This window comes from Treponema socranskii subsp. buccale (assembly GCF_024181585.1).
In the GTDB taxonomy this organism is placed as follows: Bacteria; Spirochaetota; Spirochaetia; order Treponematales; family Treponemataceae; genus Treponema_D; species Treponema_D buccale.
The window spans coordinates 2728772-2743361 of record NZ_CP054258.1; the positions used below are offsets into that span (position 1 = coordinate 2728772).

Below are 14590 nucleotides of genomic sequence, written 5' to 3' on the forward strand. Positions count from 1 at the left end.
AATCTCCGAGTTTGTATGAAAGATGCAAATTACAAAGAAAACAACGATTTTCTCACCACGCAAATAATTACCTATCTCGGAAACAAGCGCTTATTAATAGGCAATATTGAAAACGAAGTAAATACGATATCGAAAAAACTGCAAAAAGAAAAAATGATGTGCGCGGATATTTTTTCCGGATCGGGCATCGTTGCGCGCATGCTGAAAAAACATTCCGATACACTGATCGTAAACGATTTGGAAAATTATTCCGCCGTAATAAACAGCTGCTATTTAATAAATAAAAAAGACTATCCCGAAAAAAAATGTTCCGCACTCAGAAGCGAAATTGAAAATCAAAGCATACACAAAAAATACCGCGGAATAATTTCACAAAATTATGCGCCGAAAAACGATAATGATATTTTACCGGGTGAAAGAGTTTTTTACACACATGAAAATGCCGTGTTGATCGATACGTACAGAAAACTGATCGATGAAGTCGTCGAAGAAGATACATTAAAAAAATTTTTTTTAGCACCTTTAATTACCGAAGCATCCGTTCATGTCAATACGAGCGGTGTTTTCAAAGGCTTTTACAAAGACAAACATACGGGGATCGGCTGCTTCGGGGCTGCCGGTAAAAATGCCCTCTCCAGAATTTTCGGTAAGATAGAATTGAAAGAACCCGTTTTCAGTAATTATGAATCGAAGCTGCATGTATATCAAAAAGATGCGGTACAGCTTTCCAAAGAGTTAAAAGATTTGGATATAGCATATCTCGACCCTCCGTACAATCAACATCCGTACGGATCGAATTATTTTATGTTGAACCTTATTTTAATAAACAAACTCGACGTGGAAATAAGCAAAGTCAGCGGAATAACGCAAGACTGGAATCGCTCCGTATTTAATAAACCGTATTCCGCATTACACGCGATGGAAAAAATAATCGCCAACTTGGACAGCAAATTCGTGATCATCTCTTACAATTCGGAAGGTTTTATATCCTTTGATGAAATGCGAGCCATGCTGCATAAATACGGAAAATGTAAAACACGGGAAATCCGATACAACGCTTTTCGCGGAAGCAGAAATTTAAAAAACAGAGACATACACGTTTGTGAATATTTATTTATTTTACAAAAATAAGGAATTGTTATGCGCCGACATGACAGTTTGCGAAAACGCATTGAACAACATAAACCAAAAAACATAAAATCGGCGCTGTTTATTATCGGAGTTATACGCTTATGCTTCCGCTTCTTTACAATAAAATAGACCGCGATGAAATGAATGCTCACCTGCGCGCTAAAGGTTTCGCTCCCGTTTACACCGCATCGGCGAAATCGCGCATCGTGCTCGTGGGGCAGGCACCCGGCCGGATCGCACAGGAAACACGAAAACCGTGGAACGATGCAAGCGGACGGCTGCTTCGAAAATGGCTCGGCGTAACGGACGAACAGTTTTATAACCCCGATCTGTTTGCAATTATGCCGATGGATTTTTATTATCCGGGAAAAGGCGCTCACGGCGATTTGCCGCCGAGGAAAGAATTTGCAAAAACATGGCACCCGAAGCTTTCGGCGCTTATGCCGGACGTCCGCCTGACGATTTTAGTCGGAGCGTACGCCCAAAAATATTATTTGGGAATGCGGGCGAAAAAAAGCCTGACCGAAACGGTGAAAGAATTTAATAATTATCTGCCCGAGTATTTTCCGCTCGTGCATCCCTCCCCGCTCAATTTCGGCTGGAGGAAACGCAATCCGTGGTTCGAAAAAGAAGTAATTCCGGTACTGCAGGAGGCCGTACAAAGAGCGATAGGCTAAAGATTTATACTATCGCTATTGTTTAAAATAGAACACCGGGAATAGTACAAAGAGTGTGTTTTCGGTAGTATTAAAGTCCGATGGAGATAAGAAAATGACAATTTACGATTATTCGGTACAGGATGCACAAGGAGGCAATGTACCTCTGAAAGATTATAAAGGGAAGGTTTTGCTGATTGTAAATACGGCAACAAAATGCGGGTTTACGCCGCACTACAAAGAACTTGAACAAATGTACGAAAAATATCATGAGCAGGGCTTGGAAATAATCGATGTACCGTGCAATCAATTCGGGGGGCAGGCACCGGGTACGAACGAACAAATCAGCGAGTTCTGCTCGCTCAATTACAACACGAAATTTCCGCAAATGAAAAAGTCGGACGTAAACGGTAAAAACGAATTGCCGCTGTATACATATTTGAAAGCGCAAAAGGGATTTGAAGGTTTCGGCGAAGGCAAAACGGCGCAGACGCTGCATGATTATATTACCAAAAGCAATCCCGATTATCAAAACAATTCCGACATCAAATGGAACTTTACCAAATTCGTTGTCGCGCGTGACGGGACTGTCGTCGCACGTTTTGAACCGCCTGCTCCTATGGCCGATGTTGAAGCGTGCGTTGCAAAGCTGATGTAAAATACAGCTTTATAATGTAAAGTAACGACAAGATTTGCTTTAGGTATCGGTTATCTATATTACCTTTTTCTATCATACGACCGATACATAATTCGTACACAATGTCCGATATATCGTCTGCCGTTTTATCATATTTGGAAACGCTTTCTCGTGAAAAACTTATCGAATTAATAAATTATTTCGCCGCGACACATGAAGATATTCGATGCACACTTGAAAAAAAAGCCGGCGCCGTAAGCACAAAAGCGGAACCGGCCGATATATTCGCACAATCACCACCGGAACTGCCGGAAGCGGACATATCCACAACGTCATCACAAGTCCTTGTTACTCGAAACAGTACGCCGCAGGAAAAAATCGATTTATATACATCGCTCTTTGTCGGCCGACAGGATGTCTTTGCGCTGCGCTGGTACAACGCAAAATCCGAGAAAAGCGGCTATTCGCCGGTATGCGAAAACAAGTGGCAGAGCGGGAAATGCGATATGAAAAAATATTCATGCGCCTCCTGTCCGTTTAAACTTCCTGTTCCGCTTTCCGACGGCTATATTTTTAATCACTTGGCGGGAAAAGATTCCGCCTGCCGTGATGTCGTCGGTTTATATCCGCTTATGGAAGGAGACGTATGCCGCTTTCTCGCATTTGACTTCGACTCGCATACGGGAAGTTCCGATGCGTGGAAAAAAGATGCGGCGGCCGTACGTAAAACCTGTACTGCGTTTTCGGTTCCCGTTTCAGTTGAAATATCGCGGTCGGGAAAAGGCGCTCACCTTTGGATTTTTTTCAGCGAAAACATTGCCGCAAAACGTGCGCGCAATTTCGGGACATTGATTTTACAGGCTGCGATGAACGAACGGCATTCACTTCCGTTTGAATCATTCGACCGTATGTTTCCCAATCAGGATACGATACCGAAAGGCGGCTACGGTAATTTAATCGCTCTGCCGCTGCAGGGACAGGCGGTAAAAAATAAGTGTTCCGTTTTTGTGGACGAAGATTTTATTCCGTTTGACGACCAGTGGGCATATTTAAGTTCCGTCAAAAAATTGTCCGAAAAAGCCGTGCAGGCGCGCTGTACCGAAATTGCAAAGACCGTGTCCGGTTTTTTACCGAACGATTTCGATATCGGCGGGATCAATAAACCGGACGATTTCAATACCGACGAAATTAATAAAACAGACAATATTATTAAATTCGGAAGAACGTATAAGATTATTAAAAATCCGCCGAGCGATAATTCAGCGCGGAATAAATTATTGAACGTTTATTCAAGCGATCCGAACGCGCAATCAAACAATCAACCGGCACAAAATGCTCGACTGACGCAAAAAGATTTTTCTTCGATCGTGCACATTACATTTTCCAATCAAATCGAAATTGCAAAAGCCGGAATATCGGAGCGGGCTCTGGGGATTTTCAGACGGACGGCGGTTTTCTTAAATCCCGAATATTTTAAAAAACTTCAAATGCGGCTTCCGTTATATAATATTCCTCGTTATATCGATTGCTCCGGTAAAACGGAAAACGCTTTGCGTTTGCCCCGCGGCAACCTCGCTCAAATCGAAAAATTATTAAATGATTGCAATACGCATTACGAAATTACGGATAAACGCGAACAGGGAATACGCATTGAAATCAATTTTACCGGAAAACTGTACGATGAACAAAAAGCGGCTTTACAGGCGATGCTTAAATCGGATATCGGTATTTTATCCGCCGGAACGGGTTTCGGAAAAACGGTAACCGCCGCATCTCTCATTGCGGAACGAAAAACGAATACGATGATCCTCGTGCAGACACATACGCTTTTGGAACAGTGGAAAAAGGCCGTCAAGCGGTTTTTGAATTACGAAGCGGGAACTATCGCCGCAGGAAAAGATACGTTGACGGGGATTATCGATATCGCAATTATTAAGTCGCTTACGGAAAAGAATTCCGATGCGGTAAAACCGCGGCGGCATACATACGGCATGCTTATCGTCGACGAGTGTCATCACGTATCGGCATTCGGGACGGAAAACCTCGTAAAGAGCTTTCGTGCAAAATACGTGTACGGATTGACCGCAACGCCGATACGACGCGACGGCAGGCAAAAGATTATCTTTATGCAGTGCGGGCGGATCCTCTATGCGACGACTGCGAAACAGATGAACAGCGTACAAAACTTTGAACACTATTTTATTCCGCGTTTTACGAACTTTCATATCGCTGCAGAAAATGCGGAGCTTTCGAAGTCCTCAATTCAAAATTATTATTCCGAAATGGTACAAGCGGAAGCGCGGAATATGTTAATCGTTTCCGATGTACGAGACGCCGTTAAAGAAGGACGGACACCGCTTATCCTTTCCGACAGGATCGAACATTTAAAATTATTAAAAAATTACCTCAAAGACGCTGCCCTCCATGTCATCGTGATTACCGGCAAAGGAACACAAAAGCAAAAGAAAGAACAGTTGGAAGCGCTCAACAAAGTTCCCGCATCCGAATCGCTTGTCGTGCTTGCGACGGGAAAGTATGCCGGAGAAGGCTTTGACGATCCGCGGCTCGACACGCTTATGCTTGCAATGCCGTTCAGCTGGAAGGGCACGCTTGCACAATACTGCGGACGCCTGCACAGAAATTTTGCGGGGAAAGAAGAAGTATTGATTTATGACTACGTCGACTTCCGTATTCAAGTTTTCGATCACATGTACCGGAATCGCCTCAAAGGCTACAAGCAGCTCGGTTATACGATAAAGCCTGATTCCGATTCGGCTCAAAACGGAGCGGCACCGTCAAAGCTGTATTCCGTCGACAACTGTAAAACCGATTTTATTAAAGACTGCATAAGCGCAAAAAAATCGGCCGTCATTTGCTCGCCGTATCTTTCCAAAACCGAAGTACAAAAATTTTTACCGCTTGTACCGAAAATACTTTCAAACGGGTGCAAAATCTTTATCACGACAAGGTTGCATGAAGATAAAGATCGACGCAAAAAGCAACAGCCGTATATCGATATGCTCGAAGCTGCGGGTGCTGTCGTTTTTGCGAAAGAAAATGTTTCGCAGCGGCTTGCCGTTTTCGATGAAAAAATTTTGTGGTACGGCAGCATCGACTTTCTCGGATATTCGGAAGCGGAAGACTGCAGCATCCGTATCTGCAATGCGGAGGTTGCGTCGGCTGTAGAAGCGGAAATTATTAAATGACAATATTCCGCCGATATACATACGTATACCGGCGGGGTTATCGAAGGGACACGGTTTTGGTGCGGCGTGTCCGCGGCAAGCGGCAAGGTGTCGCCGCGTCACTCATTAATTGCTCGCCACGTTGATCGCCAGTTTGCCGCCGCGTCAATCGTCAAACGCTATTTTTCCGATGCGTTTTTTGCAGCGCTTTCGCCGGCAAGTTTTCCCGACGTAATTGCCCATGCATTGTTTGCACCGGAAGGAGAATCGTCACCCATAACACCGCCGCCGACTTCGCCTGCGGCATAAAGTCCGGGAATGATTTTTCCGTCCGTGTCGATAACCTGCACACTGTCATTCAAAACCAAGCCGCCCATCGTCGTTGCAAAGCGCGGCTTTTGTTCGACAAGGTAATAAGGACCGTCTTCGATTTTCGCTTTCATAAAGTTTGCCGGACGTCCGAAAGCCGAATCGGTTCCCGATGCGACAGAAGAATTGTACGTATCGATCGTAGCTTTAAGAGCCGCCGCATCCATATTCAAAGCGCCGGCAGCTTCTTCGACCGTCGTTCCGCGTATGAAAATCGGCTCGTGCGAACCGTTGTTTTTAAGCCACGAGTCGATATTTTCTTCCGAAATGCCCGCGTTTGCAAGCCTTTCCTTCCACATGTCGAAAGTTTTTTGATCCATGAATAAAAAGAGCATTCCGTCGGTTTGTTTGACTTCGGTTTCGAGAATCGTGCGATTCGACGCTTTTTCGCTTACGACGCGCTTTCCTTCTTTATTGATAAGAATCGCACTGCCCGAATTAAACGCAACGATATTTCCGGCGATCGTTGACTTCGCCATGCCAGAAGCAACTTCGATACCGTTCGGATAGCGTTTTCCGTACTGCATGAGCTGCCGCTGTGCATTGACCGCATCGGTCAATATCAAACCGTCGCCGGTCGCGTTCGATCTGCCGTAGTACAGCGATTTTTGCAGATCTTCCGACAAAAGCGATTTGTTCGCGCCGTATCCGCCGGTTGCGATTACGACCGACTTTGCCGTTATGTCGTAAGTGTTGCCGCCGGAATCTTCGGCTATTACTCCGACAACCGTACCGCCGTCGCGTTTTAATTCGGTCGCCTTCGTATTCAAATGCAGATCGATATTCGTTGACGAAAGCTTTTGCAAAATACTTTTCATAAAACCGCTTCCGCCGCCGAGGTAGGCCAATTCCCTGTCGTTCGAATATTCGGCAAGTTTGTGCAGACCGCCTTTCATGTCGAATTGAACGCCGGCGTATTCGTTGAGCCAATCGCTCGCGGCTCCGACATTCCGCGCAAAAAGCGTAAGGGAGGCTTCGTTGTTTTTGCGAGCGCCGTTTTTCATAAAGTCGGCAACCATGCTCTGCACCGAATCATTTGTGACACCGGCTTCTTTTTGCAGTTTTGAACCCATGACAACCTGATTGCCGCCGCTGACGACGAGAGCCCCTCCGATCATGCCGGTTTTTTCCAAAAGCACTGTCTTCGCACCGAGTTGATCGGCACGCAAAGCAGCGCTTACGCCCGCGCCGCCCGCACCGATAACGACGACGTCGGCGCTGAGATTTTCGGTTTTTACAGGCGCTTTTTCTATCGGTTTTTCAAAGTCTGCGGGATTGCCGCCCGCTTGTGCAATCGCCTGTCTGACCGCGTATTTAACGGCACTTGATGTAACCGTTGCGCCGGATACCGAATCAACGGCGAGGCTGTTTGTTTCGATTATCTTTTTCGGCAAATCGATAAGCGCCGGATCCGACAGCACGTCAGTTTCGCTTTCCTTCGTTATCGTAATGCCGGAAATTTTTTTAGCCGAAAAGTTTACCGTAAGTTCGATCGGACCGTTATGTCCCGTAACGCTCACCGCGTAATCGCCGTCTTTTACGGCATTTTTCCCTGCGCAGCCGACCGCCGTAAAAGCAGCGAGCAACAGCGAACCGAATACATAAAAATATTTTTTCATATGTAGTACCGCCTATTGCTGCGCCGTGTTTGCAGCGTTCGTACCGGCGATTCTGCCGAATACGACGATGTCGGAAATCGCGCAGGTTCCGACGCGGTTATTGCCGTGAATGCCGCCGGTTACTTCGCCCGCCGCATATAAACCGGGAATCGGTTTTCCGTTGACGTCGAGCACTTGCGCTTTTTCGTTGATTTCAACACCGCCCATCGTATGATGCACGGAAACGACGCCTTTCAAAATAAACCACGGGCCGCTCTTCATCGTAACCATACTCGTCTTTCTGCCGAATTCGTCGTTGTTATTTTCGATGCCTTTGTTGTACGCGTCCATAGTTTTGACGAGGTTTGCGGCGTTGATGCCGAAATGATTTGCGATTTCTTCGAGCGTGTCGGCTTTGAAAAAGACGCCGTCCGCCAAAGTCTTTGCGTATTCGTCTTTAAATTTTTCTTCAAGGTGCAGACGATCGGCGACTTCCTGATTGTAGATCGCGTATGCAACGCCGCCCTGTGCGAGAATGCCTTCCGCGCGCACATCACGCATGCCGACTTCGTTGACAAAACGCTTGCCGTCTTTGTTGACGTAAATCAAACCTTCTCCCGACCAGCTCGGCGCTTCAATGCCGTAGAACACGCCGGTAACGGGATTGTTAAACGGATAGAGCTGAATGTATTCCATGCCGATTAAATTCGCGTTGACTTTTTCGGCCATGACAATTCCGTCGCCGACGATGGCGGGGGAGTTGGTTGTTTTAACCGATGCGTCGAGCGTTTCCCAGCGCTTGTTGTATTTTTGACGCATTTCAACATTCGCTCCGAAACCGCCGGTCGCAAGCACAACGGCTCTCTTTGCAGTCAGCACGATCGGGGTATTGTCTTTTTGCACCGCCTGTACACCGACGATCTTCCCCGACTTGTCTTTTATCAGCTCTTCGCCCTTCGTATTCAAAAGAATTTCCACTCCGATTTTTTCAGCGTATTCTTTTAAAGGCGTAATCATGCCCGCACCGAGTTCGATCGGTTCGACCGCACGCGGAACGCTGTGTCCGCCTTCGTGTACCAGATAATCCTGATATTTTACGCCGATAACATCGCGAAGCCACAGCGCTCCCGCCGTCGCGTTGTTTGCAACGATATCGACCAATTCTTTTTTTGCTAATTTACCGCCGCCCTCATACATCTCTTTTGCAAATTGTTCGGGGCTGTCTTTAATCCCTTTTTCCTGCTGCAGCCAATTGTTCGGGCAGGCAAGTTCGGCATAGGACAAAAGCGTATTACCGCCGAGTATGGGCATTTTTTCGATAAGGATAACTTTCGCGCCGTTCGTTGCCGCTTCGACCGCGGCCGTCAAACCCGCGCCGCCTCCCCCGATAACGACAACATCGGTCGTCTTTTTTACGGCTTTTCCCGCTTTAACTTTTGCTTTTTTCGATTGAAGCGCGGCGACATCTCCGCCCGCCTGTTCAACAGTATTTGCAACGGCCTCCAAAATCGCTTTGGACGTAAAAGTCGCGCCGCTCACCGTATCGACGGCCAAACTTTGCGTTTTAATAATTTGTGCGGGAATTTCCTTTATCGGCGTATCGGAAATACCGGGCGTTTCATTGTGCTCGCCGATTTCGATTTTAGTGATTGCCGATTTGCTGAACGTCACGGAAACGTTGACATCTCCGCCCATTCCCTTTGCGCTTGCGGTGTACGTACCTGCCGTATACGTTGCGCTCTTCGCACATCCGGCCAGACACAACGCTAAAACCGCACATCCGGTTAAAAGCATTTTTTTCATCGCGTTCTCCATACAATCCTCCGCAAAAATGAAGTCTCCTTAACAACACCATACGATAAAAGAGATACCGCGTCAATGATGCGGTAGGCCGCTCTTCATCGGCCCTGTATACGACCGAAAGAGGAATATATACTTGCTATAGAAAAAAATAACACACCGTAAGACATCGCCGGTTAATCTTGCTGTTTCCGGAATAAAAATTGTTTGATAAGATACTTTACAGGATAGTTTCTATACACGGTATTGCAATATTATGTAATACGATACGGCAATACCGTGCAAGAATTTGTTTTTTATTTTTTCCCTACTACTACAAAGGGCTGCAGCTGATACGGTTTCGCCGCAATATTAAAATCATTCCATTCATAAAAAAATTTTTCAAGCGGCAGTACGATAAATCCGTCTTGCCAGTGATCCCATGTATCATAAGGATCGGCAATAATTAAAACGTCATCACCAAGCTGCGGTGTTCCGCCGTTATCATAGCCGACAATTACGACATAATGCCCGTTCCACAGATTGGTATGAGCGATAATCGGATGCCCGTCTTTCAAATGACCGGTCAGCCATTTTACAAAAAACGAATCTTTTGCATCCGTAACCCATTTATCGGTATCCGCTTTATTTTCGCTCGAGTAAAGGGATACGGCTTCAAAATATCTTTTATAATTACCAACCATAGCCGGAGAATACTTCAAGTTTTTAGTATCTTCTTCCGTCACGAAATCGTCCGGCTGCGGATGCTCTTTGTAATTCGCTTCGACAATCTTCACATCGGAAAGCGTTTTTAAAAACTTGACGATTTTTCCGACATTTGCACCGGGTTCGTACCAGTTGTTTGCACTGCCCGGTTTTGCGTCCGGATCGTCTTCATCCATATTGCAGTGCATACCGACTGCAGCTTCCCATTCGGTCATCGGTATGCCCAAATGCATGAGGGCCATCGTAACGCATGAAGGACCGCAGCTGTATTCGGTCGTTTGCTGCATGGTTTTAAAATGCGATATAATCGTTACCTGGTCATCGCTTTCCATATTATAAAAATCCGGATGCAGCCAATATTTCGATTTTTTGTGATTATTCGCGCCGTGAATATCCGCACCACCGTTCGGGTCGATGTCTTCCGCAGGAAGAAATCGATCGTCGTTGTTATCAGACATCGGCGAAGAGCACCCTGTTACCGCCGCAAACACAAGGGATGCGGCACATAACAATACGATTACCTTTTTCATATTTATCGTACCTCCTACATAAATACGTGATATCCCGGTCCGATCGGGAGACCGGAAACCGTCCACAATACGAGTAAAAGAACCCACACGAGCGTAAACGCGATTGAAAACGGCAGCATATATGCCATAACCGTACCGGTCTGCGCACGTTTATCGTATTTTTGCGCATAGGTAAGGATAATGCCCAAGTATGCGAACGTCGGCGTAATATTGTTTGTCAAGCTGTCACCGATGCGATATGCCATTTGCGTTGCTGCAGGAGTTATGCCGGCAATCAAAAGCATGGGAACGAAAACCGTAGAGAGCACCGCCCATTTCGCGCTCATACTGCTGACGAAGAGGTTTATGATCGCGATAAGGAATACGAAGGCGATAAAGAGACCGACGCCGTGAATGCCGCTGTTCTTCAAAAACAGACCGCACTTGATTGCGATGATCGTTCCCAAATTGCTCTTTGCAAATACGGAGATAAATTGGCTCGCAAAAAAACAAATGAGGAAAAACGGCGCAATCGTTTTTATTTCGTTCGTCATCATAGCGAATATGTCTTTAAATTCCTTAATCGAGCCGGTAATTTTTCCGTATACGTAGCCGGGAACGGCGAACACAAACAGGATAACGGCAGGGATGGCTCGGAGCATCGGGCTGAATGCAAAAGATTTTCCTTCGGGCGGCGCAAAGGGCATTCCTTTGAATCCCATGGCAACGAGAACCAAAACCAGCCCCGCCAACCCCAATGCCGCCGATTTCATTGCTTTATTTTCCACGGCTGAAAGCGAAACTTTTATATGCTCTTCTTCTTTAAGTTCGAATTCGACTCCCATGCCCGTGTCGTCGAGTTTTTTCTCTACGAATTTGATAGACACCCATGCGATTGCGGGGCTTAACAAAATCGTCGATATGAGCATAAAATAATATCCGCTCGCCGGTGAAACGACCATCGCCGGATCCACCAAACGCGCGGCAGCTTCGGTCATACCTGCAAGCATGGCGTCTCCGTTTCCGACGACCAAGGCGGCTCCGAATCCGCAAGCCACCGATGCATACGCCGTAAAGAGTCCCGCCAGCGGATTGCGTTTCAAATTTATATACAGGATCGCAATGAGCGGAGGAAATACGACAAACGCGGTGTCGCCGATCAGGTTTCCGTTGATGCCGATCAAAACAACGATCATCGTTACGATGAATTTCGATTTGAAATTGCTTGCAAGCGACAGAATGCCTTTTAAAAATCCGCTGCCGTTTGCAACGCCGAGTCCCAATGTCGCGATAAACACCGCGCCTATCGGAGCGAAACTTGCCCACACCGACGGAAAGCTTTTCAAAATATCGGCAATACCTCCCGCCGTAAGCAGATTGACGGCGGCGACTTCTTTATCATTTACCGGATTAACCGCTTTGACTCCTGCCGCGGCGCAGATCGCCGAAAGAACCAGCGTCAAAAAGAAAAACACGATAAACATATAAATCGGATGCGGAATTTTATTTCCCGCCCTTTCGATAAAACCCAACATACCCGAAAGCTGTCGCTTATTTTCGGCTTTCCGATTTGCAGTATCCATAGATACCTCCTACATATTTTTGCGTATAAAATCGATATAAAAACGAACGGCATTCGGCAGCGCCGATTCGTCCATATCGAATTTACTGCTGTGATGTGCGTGGCAAATTCCTTTTTCTTCGTTTCTGATACCGATAAATGCATAGAAGCCCGGAAACTCCTGCAGATAACAACCGTAATTATCGGCTCCCATAATCTTTTCAAATCGGATGACGTTTTTATCTCCGAAAACGGCCTGTGCCGACGGAAGCGCTTTTGCAATACTTGCCGGATCGTTTACAACGGGAGGAAGACCGACGAGCGGCTTCCATTCCGCCTTTGCACCGGTCAGTATTTCCGCCGCTTTGCAGCTTCTGTCGAGGACAGAAAATAATTGCGTGCGTTCGGCGTCCGAAAAAAAACGCATCGTTCCGCCGAGTTCCGCCTGATCGGGAATGATATTTGTCGCAGTACCGCTGTGAAATAATCCGAAGCTCAGCGTATTGTGCTGAAGCGGACTGAATTCCCTGTCTTTAATTCGGAAAGCTTCTCCGACGATCATTGCACCGGCGTTGATGGGGTCGATACCTTGATCGGGGCGCGAGCCGTGACAGCTTTTTCCGGTTACGGTCAGGTGAAAGCTCGTCGTTCCCGCCATCACCGCTCCCGCCTGCAGCGATATTTTTCCGACGGGAATATCCGCCCAAAGATGAGAGCTCACCATCGTTTCAATTTTTCCGACGGTTTTGAGATAGTCGATAATCTCCCGATGCCCTTTGCCGATTTCTTCCGCCTGCTGAAAACAGAGGTAAACGGTTCCTTTGAGTTCCGATTTCATAGCCGCAAGTTCCCGCGCAAAGGTCAAAAGAATTGCGATGTGGCCGTCGTGCCCGCACGCATGCATACAGCCCGCATGCTCTGATTTAAATTCGAGCAACGTATCTTCGTTTATAGGCAGCGCATCGATATCGGATCGGAACGCATATATCTTGCCGGGCAGATCGCCTTTGATACTTGCGACCGTACCGTATTCGCCGACGGATTCATACGAAACACCCAACGTTTCAAGTTCGCGCCGGATATATTCGGAAGTTTCTTTTTCTTTTAAAGAAATTTCCGGAATTTTGTGAAATTTTCGCCTGAGTGCGATAACGTATTCTTCCATATCTTTCAGCATAATATTTCCCTTTGCGGAAAAACCGCATCGTATAATTCGCAGACGCCGAAAACTTCGGATTTTAAGGCGTCCGATTATTTTCTTTCGACGGCTTCTTTAAGCTGTGCCAAAGCTTTTGTTAATATCGAGCGCGGACAGGCGACGTTGATCCGCATATATCCGGCTTCGGCACCGAATGCGCGTCCGTCGTTTAATCCCAAACGCGCTTTTTTCGCCATAAATTCCGCGAGTTCGTCGCCGGTAAAGCCGAGTCCGCGGCAGTCGAGCCACATCAAATACGTACTTTCGGGTATATAGGTTTTTATTTGGGGAATATTCGTATCGATATATTCCTTTACGTATTTCATATTGGCTTCAATGTAATGCAGTACCTGTCCAAGCCATTCTTCACCGTATCTGAAGGCGGCTTCGACCGCAACGACACTGAAACAGTTGTTTCTATGAACGTCTATGCGGTGCCAAAATGCGTCAAATTTTTCTTTTGCCGCTTTATCGGGAAAGATAATCGTCGATGCCTGCAAGCCTGCAAGGTTGAATGTTTTTGTCGCCGATGTACAGGTAATCGTACAGGAAGCCGCCTCCGGACCGACGGAAGCTAAGGGAATATGCTTGTTCCCCCACAGCATAAGATCCGCATGAATTTCGTCGGATATGATCGGCACTTTATAGCGGATACACAACTCGGCTATTTTCTGCAGTTCGGATTTTTTCCAGACGCGGCCGAGCGGATTGTGAGGATGACAAAAAATAAATAACGCAGGCTTTTTTTGCAGCGCTTTTTCGAATGCGTCGAAATCGATATCGACCGCACCGCCGTCTTTTTGAATAAGAGGAACGGTAAGCGGGTTTCTGCCGCAGTTTTGCGTAACGCTGAAAAATTCCGAATATACCGGCGTCAAAAATAAAATATCGTCGCCCTCGCCGCTGAACCGATCCACAATAGCAGCTAAAGCGGGTACGACCCCCGGACAAAAAGATGCGAGGGCGGTATCGAATGTCCACCCGTTCCTTTTTGCCTGCCAGTCCCGGACGGATTCAAAATACGAATCGGGACGTGACGTATAGCCGAAAATCCCGTTTTTATTCCGCTCCGCCATCGCATCGATAATCGGCCGAGCGGTCGGAAAATCCATATCGGCAATCCACAACGGAATAAGATCTTTCGTACCGAATTTTTTTTCGGCCTCGTCATATTTCACCGAATTGCTGTGCGTTCTGTCCGTTATCGCATCGAAATCATATATCATTCCGTTCTCCCTTAT

10 protein-coding genes are annotated in these 14590 nt (G+C 46.7%); 4 read left to right on the top strand and 6 right to left on the bottom strand.

The window, feature by feature from the left end:
• Positions 1-15: 15 nt before the first annotated feature.
• The 4 genes from HRI97_RS12255 to HRI97_RS12270 all read left to right on the top strand — a co-directional run bounded on the left by HRI97_RS12255 (position 16) and on the right by HRI97_RS12270 (position 5630).
• A complete protein-coding gene (locus tag HRI97_RS12255) occupies positions 16-1131 on the top strand; it encodes a DNA adenine methylase (protein WP_253725785.1) in 1116 nt (371 codons plus the stop codon).
• Between the two features lie 101 nt (positions 1132-1232).
• On the top strand, positions 1233-1808 hold the full coding sequence (locus tag HRI97_RS12260) for a uracil-DNA glycosylase family protein (RefSeq protein ID WP_253725786.1): 576 nt from the start codon (positions 1233-1235) through the stop codon (positions 1806-1808).
• Between the two features lie 94 nt (positions 1809-1902).
• A complete protein-coding gene (locus HRI97_RS12265; RefSeq protein WP_253725787.1) occupies positions 1903-2445 on the top strand; it encodes a glutathione peroxidase in 543 nt (180 codons plus the stop codon).
• Between the two features lie 101 nt (positions 2446-2546).
• On the top strand, positions 2547-5630 hold the full coding sequence (locus tag HRI97_RS12270; protein WP_253725788.1) for a TOTE conflict system archaeo-eukaryotic primase domain-containing protein: 3084 nt from the start codon (positions 2547-2549) through the stop codon (positions 5628-5630).
• A 158-nt stretch (positions 5631-5788) separates the two neighbouring features.
• Here HRI97_RS12270 and HRI97_RS12275 read toward each other — a convergent pair whose 3' ends face one another.
• The 6 genes from HRI97_RS12275 to HRI97_RS12300 form a co-directional block, all read right to left on the bottom strand.
• Positions 5789-7597: an FAD-dependent oxidoreductase gene (locus HRI97_RS12275; RefSeq protein WP_253725789.1), complete on the bottom strand. Its 1809-nt coding sequence runs from the start codon at positions 7595-7597 to the stop codon at positions 5789-5791.
• A gap of 12 nt (positions 7598-7609) precedes the next feature.
• Entirely contained in the window at positions 7610-9391 is a 1782-nt protein-coding gene (locus HRI97_RS12280; protein WP_301338891.1) for a flavocytochrome c, read from the bottom strand.
• A gap of 281 nt (positions 9392-9672) precedes the next feature.
• The gene (locus HRI97_RS12285; protein ID WP_253725791.1) at positions 9673-10611 is read right to left on the bottom strand and encodes a C39 family peptidase; all 939 of its coding nucleotides are present in this window, start codon (positions 10609-10611) and stop codon (positions 9673-9675) included.
• Between the two features lie 14 nt (positions 10612-10625).
• Positions 10626-12173 (bottom strand): AbgT family transporter, encoded by a 1548-nt coding sequence (locus tag HRI97_RS12290; protein WP_180487071.1) that lies wholly within the window; start codon positions 12171-12173, stop codon positions 10626-10628.
• Positions 12174-12182: 9 nt separating this feature from the next.
• Positions 12183-13328, bottom strand: coding sequence for a M20 metallopeptidase family protein (locus HRI97_RS12295; RefSeq protein ID WP_253725792.1), 1146 nt, complete (start codon positions 13326-13328; stop codon positions 12183-12185).
• 74 nt (positions 13329-13402) lie between these two features.
• Positions 13403-14575, bottom strand: a complete 1173-nt coding sequence (locus tag HRI97_RS12300) for a MalY/PatB family protein (RefSeq protein ID WP_253725793.1) — start codon at positions 14573-14575, stop codon at positions 13403-13405.
• Between the last annotated feature and the right edge of the window lie 15 nt (positions 14576-14590).

Coding starts and splice junctions, on each gene's coding strand:
- HRI97_RS12255 (WP_253725785.1), top strand. CDS start 16: ATGAAAGATGCAAATTACAAAGAAAACAACGATTTTCTCACCACGCAA.
- HRI97_RS12260 (WP_253725786.1), top strand. CDS start 1,233: ATGCTTCCGCTTCTTTACAATAAAATAGACCGCGATGAAATGAATGCT.
- HRI97_RS12265 (WP_253725787.1), top strand. CDS start 1,903: ATGACAATTTACGATTATTCGGTACAGGATGCACAAGGAGGCAATGTA.
- HRI97_RS12270 (WP_253725788.1), top strand. CDS start 2,547: ATGTCCGATATATCGTCTGCCGTTTTATCATATTTGGAAACGCTTTCT.
- HRI97_RS12275 (WP_253725789.1), bottom strand. CDS start 7,597: ATGAAAAAATATTTTTATGTATTCGGTTCGCTGTTGCTCGCTGCTTTT.
- HRI97_RS12280 (WP_301338891.1), bottom strand. CDS start 9,391: ATGGAGAACGCGATGAAAAAAATGCTTTTAACCGGATGTGCGGTTTTA.
- HRI97_RS12285 (WP_253725791.1), bottom strand. CDS start 10,611: ATGAAAAAGGTAATCGTATTGTTATGTGCCGCATCCCTTGTGTTTGCG.
- HRI97_RS12290 (WP_180487071.1), bottom strand. CDS start 12,173: ATGGATACTGCAAATCGGAAAGCCGAAAATAAGCGACAGCTTTCGGGT.
- HRI97_RS12295 (WP_253725792.1), bottom strand. CDS start 13,328: ATGCTGAAAGATATGGAAGAATACGTTATCGCACTCAGGCGAAAATTT.
- HRI97_RS12300 (WP_253725793.1), bottom strand. CDS start 14,575: ATGATATATGATTTCGATGCGATAACGGACAGAACGCACAGCAATTCG.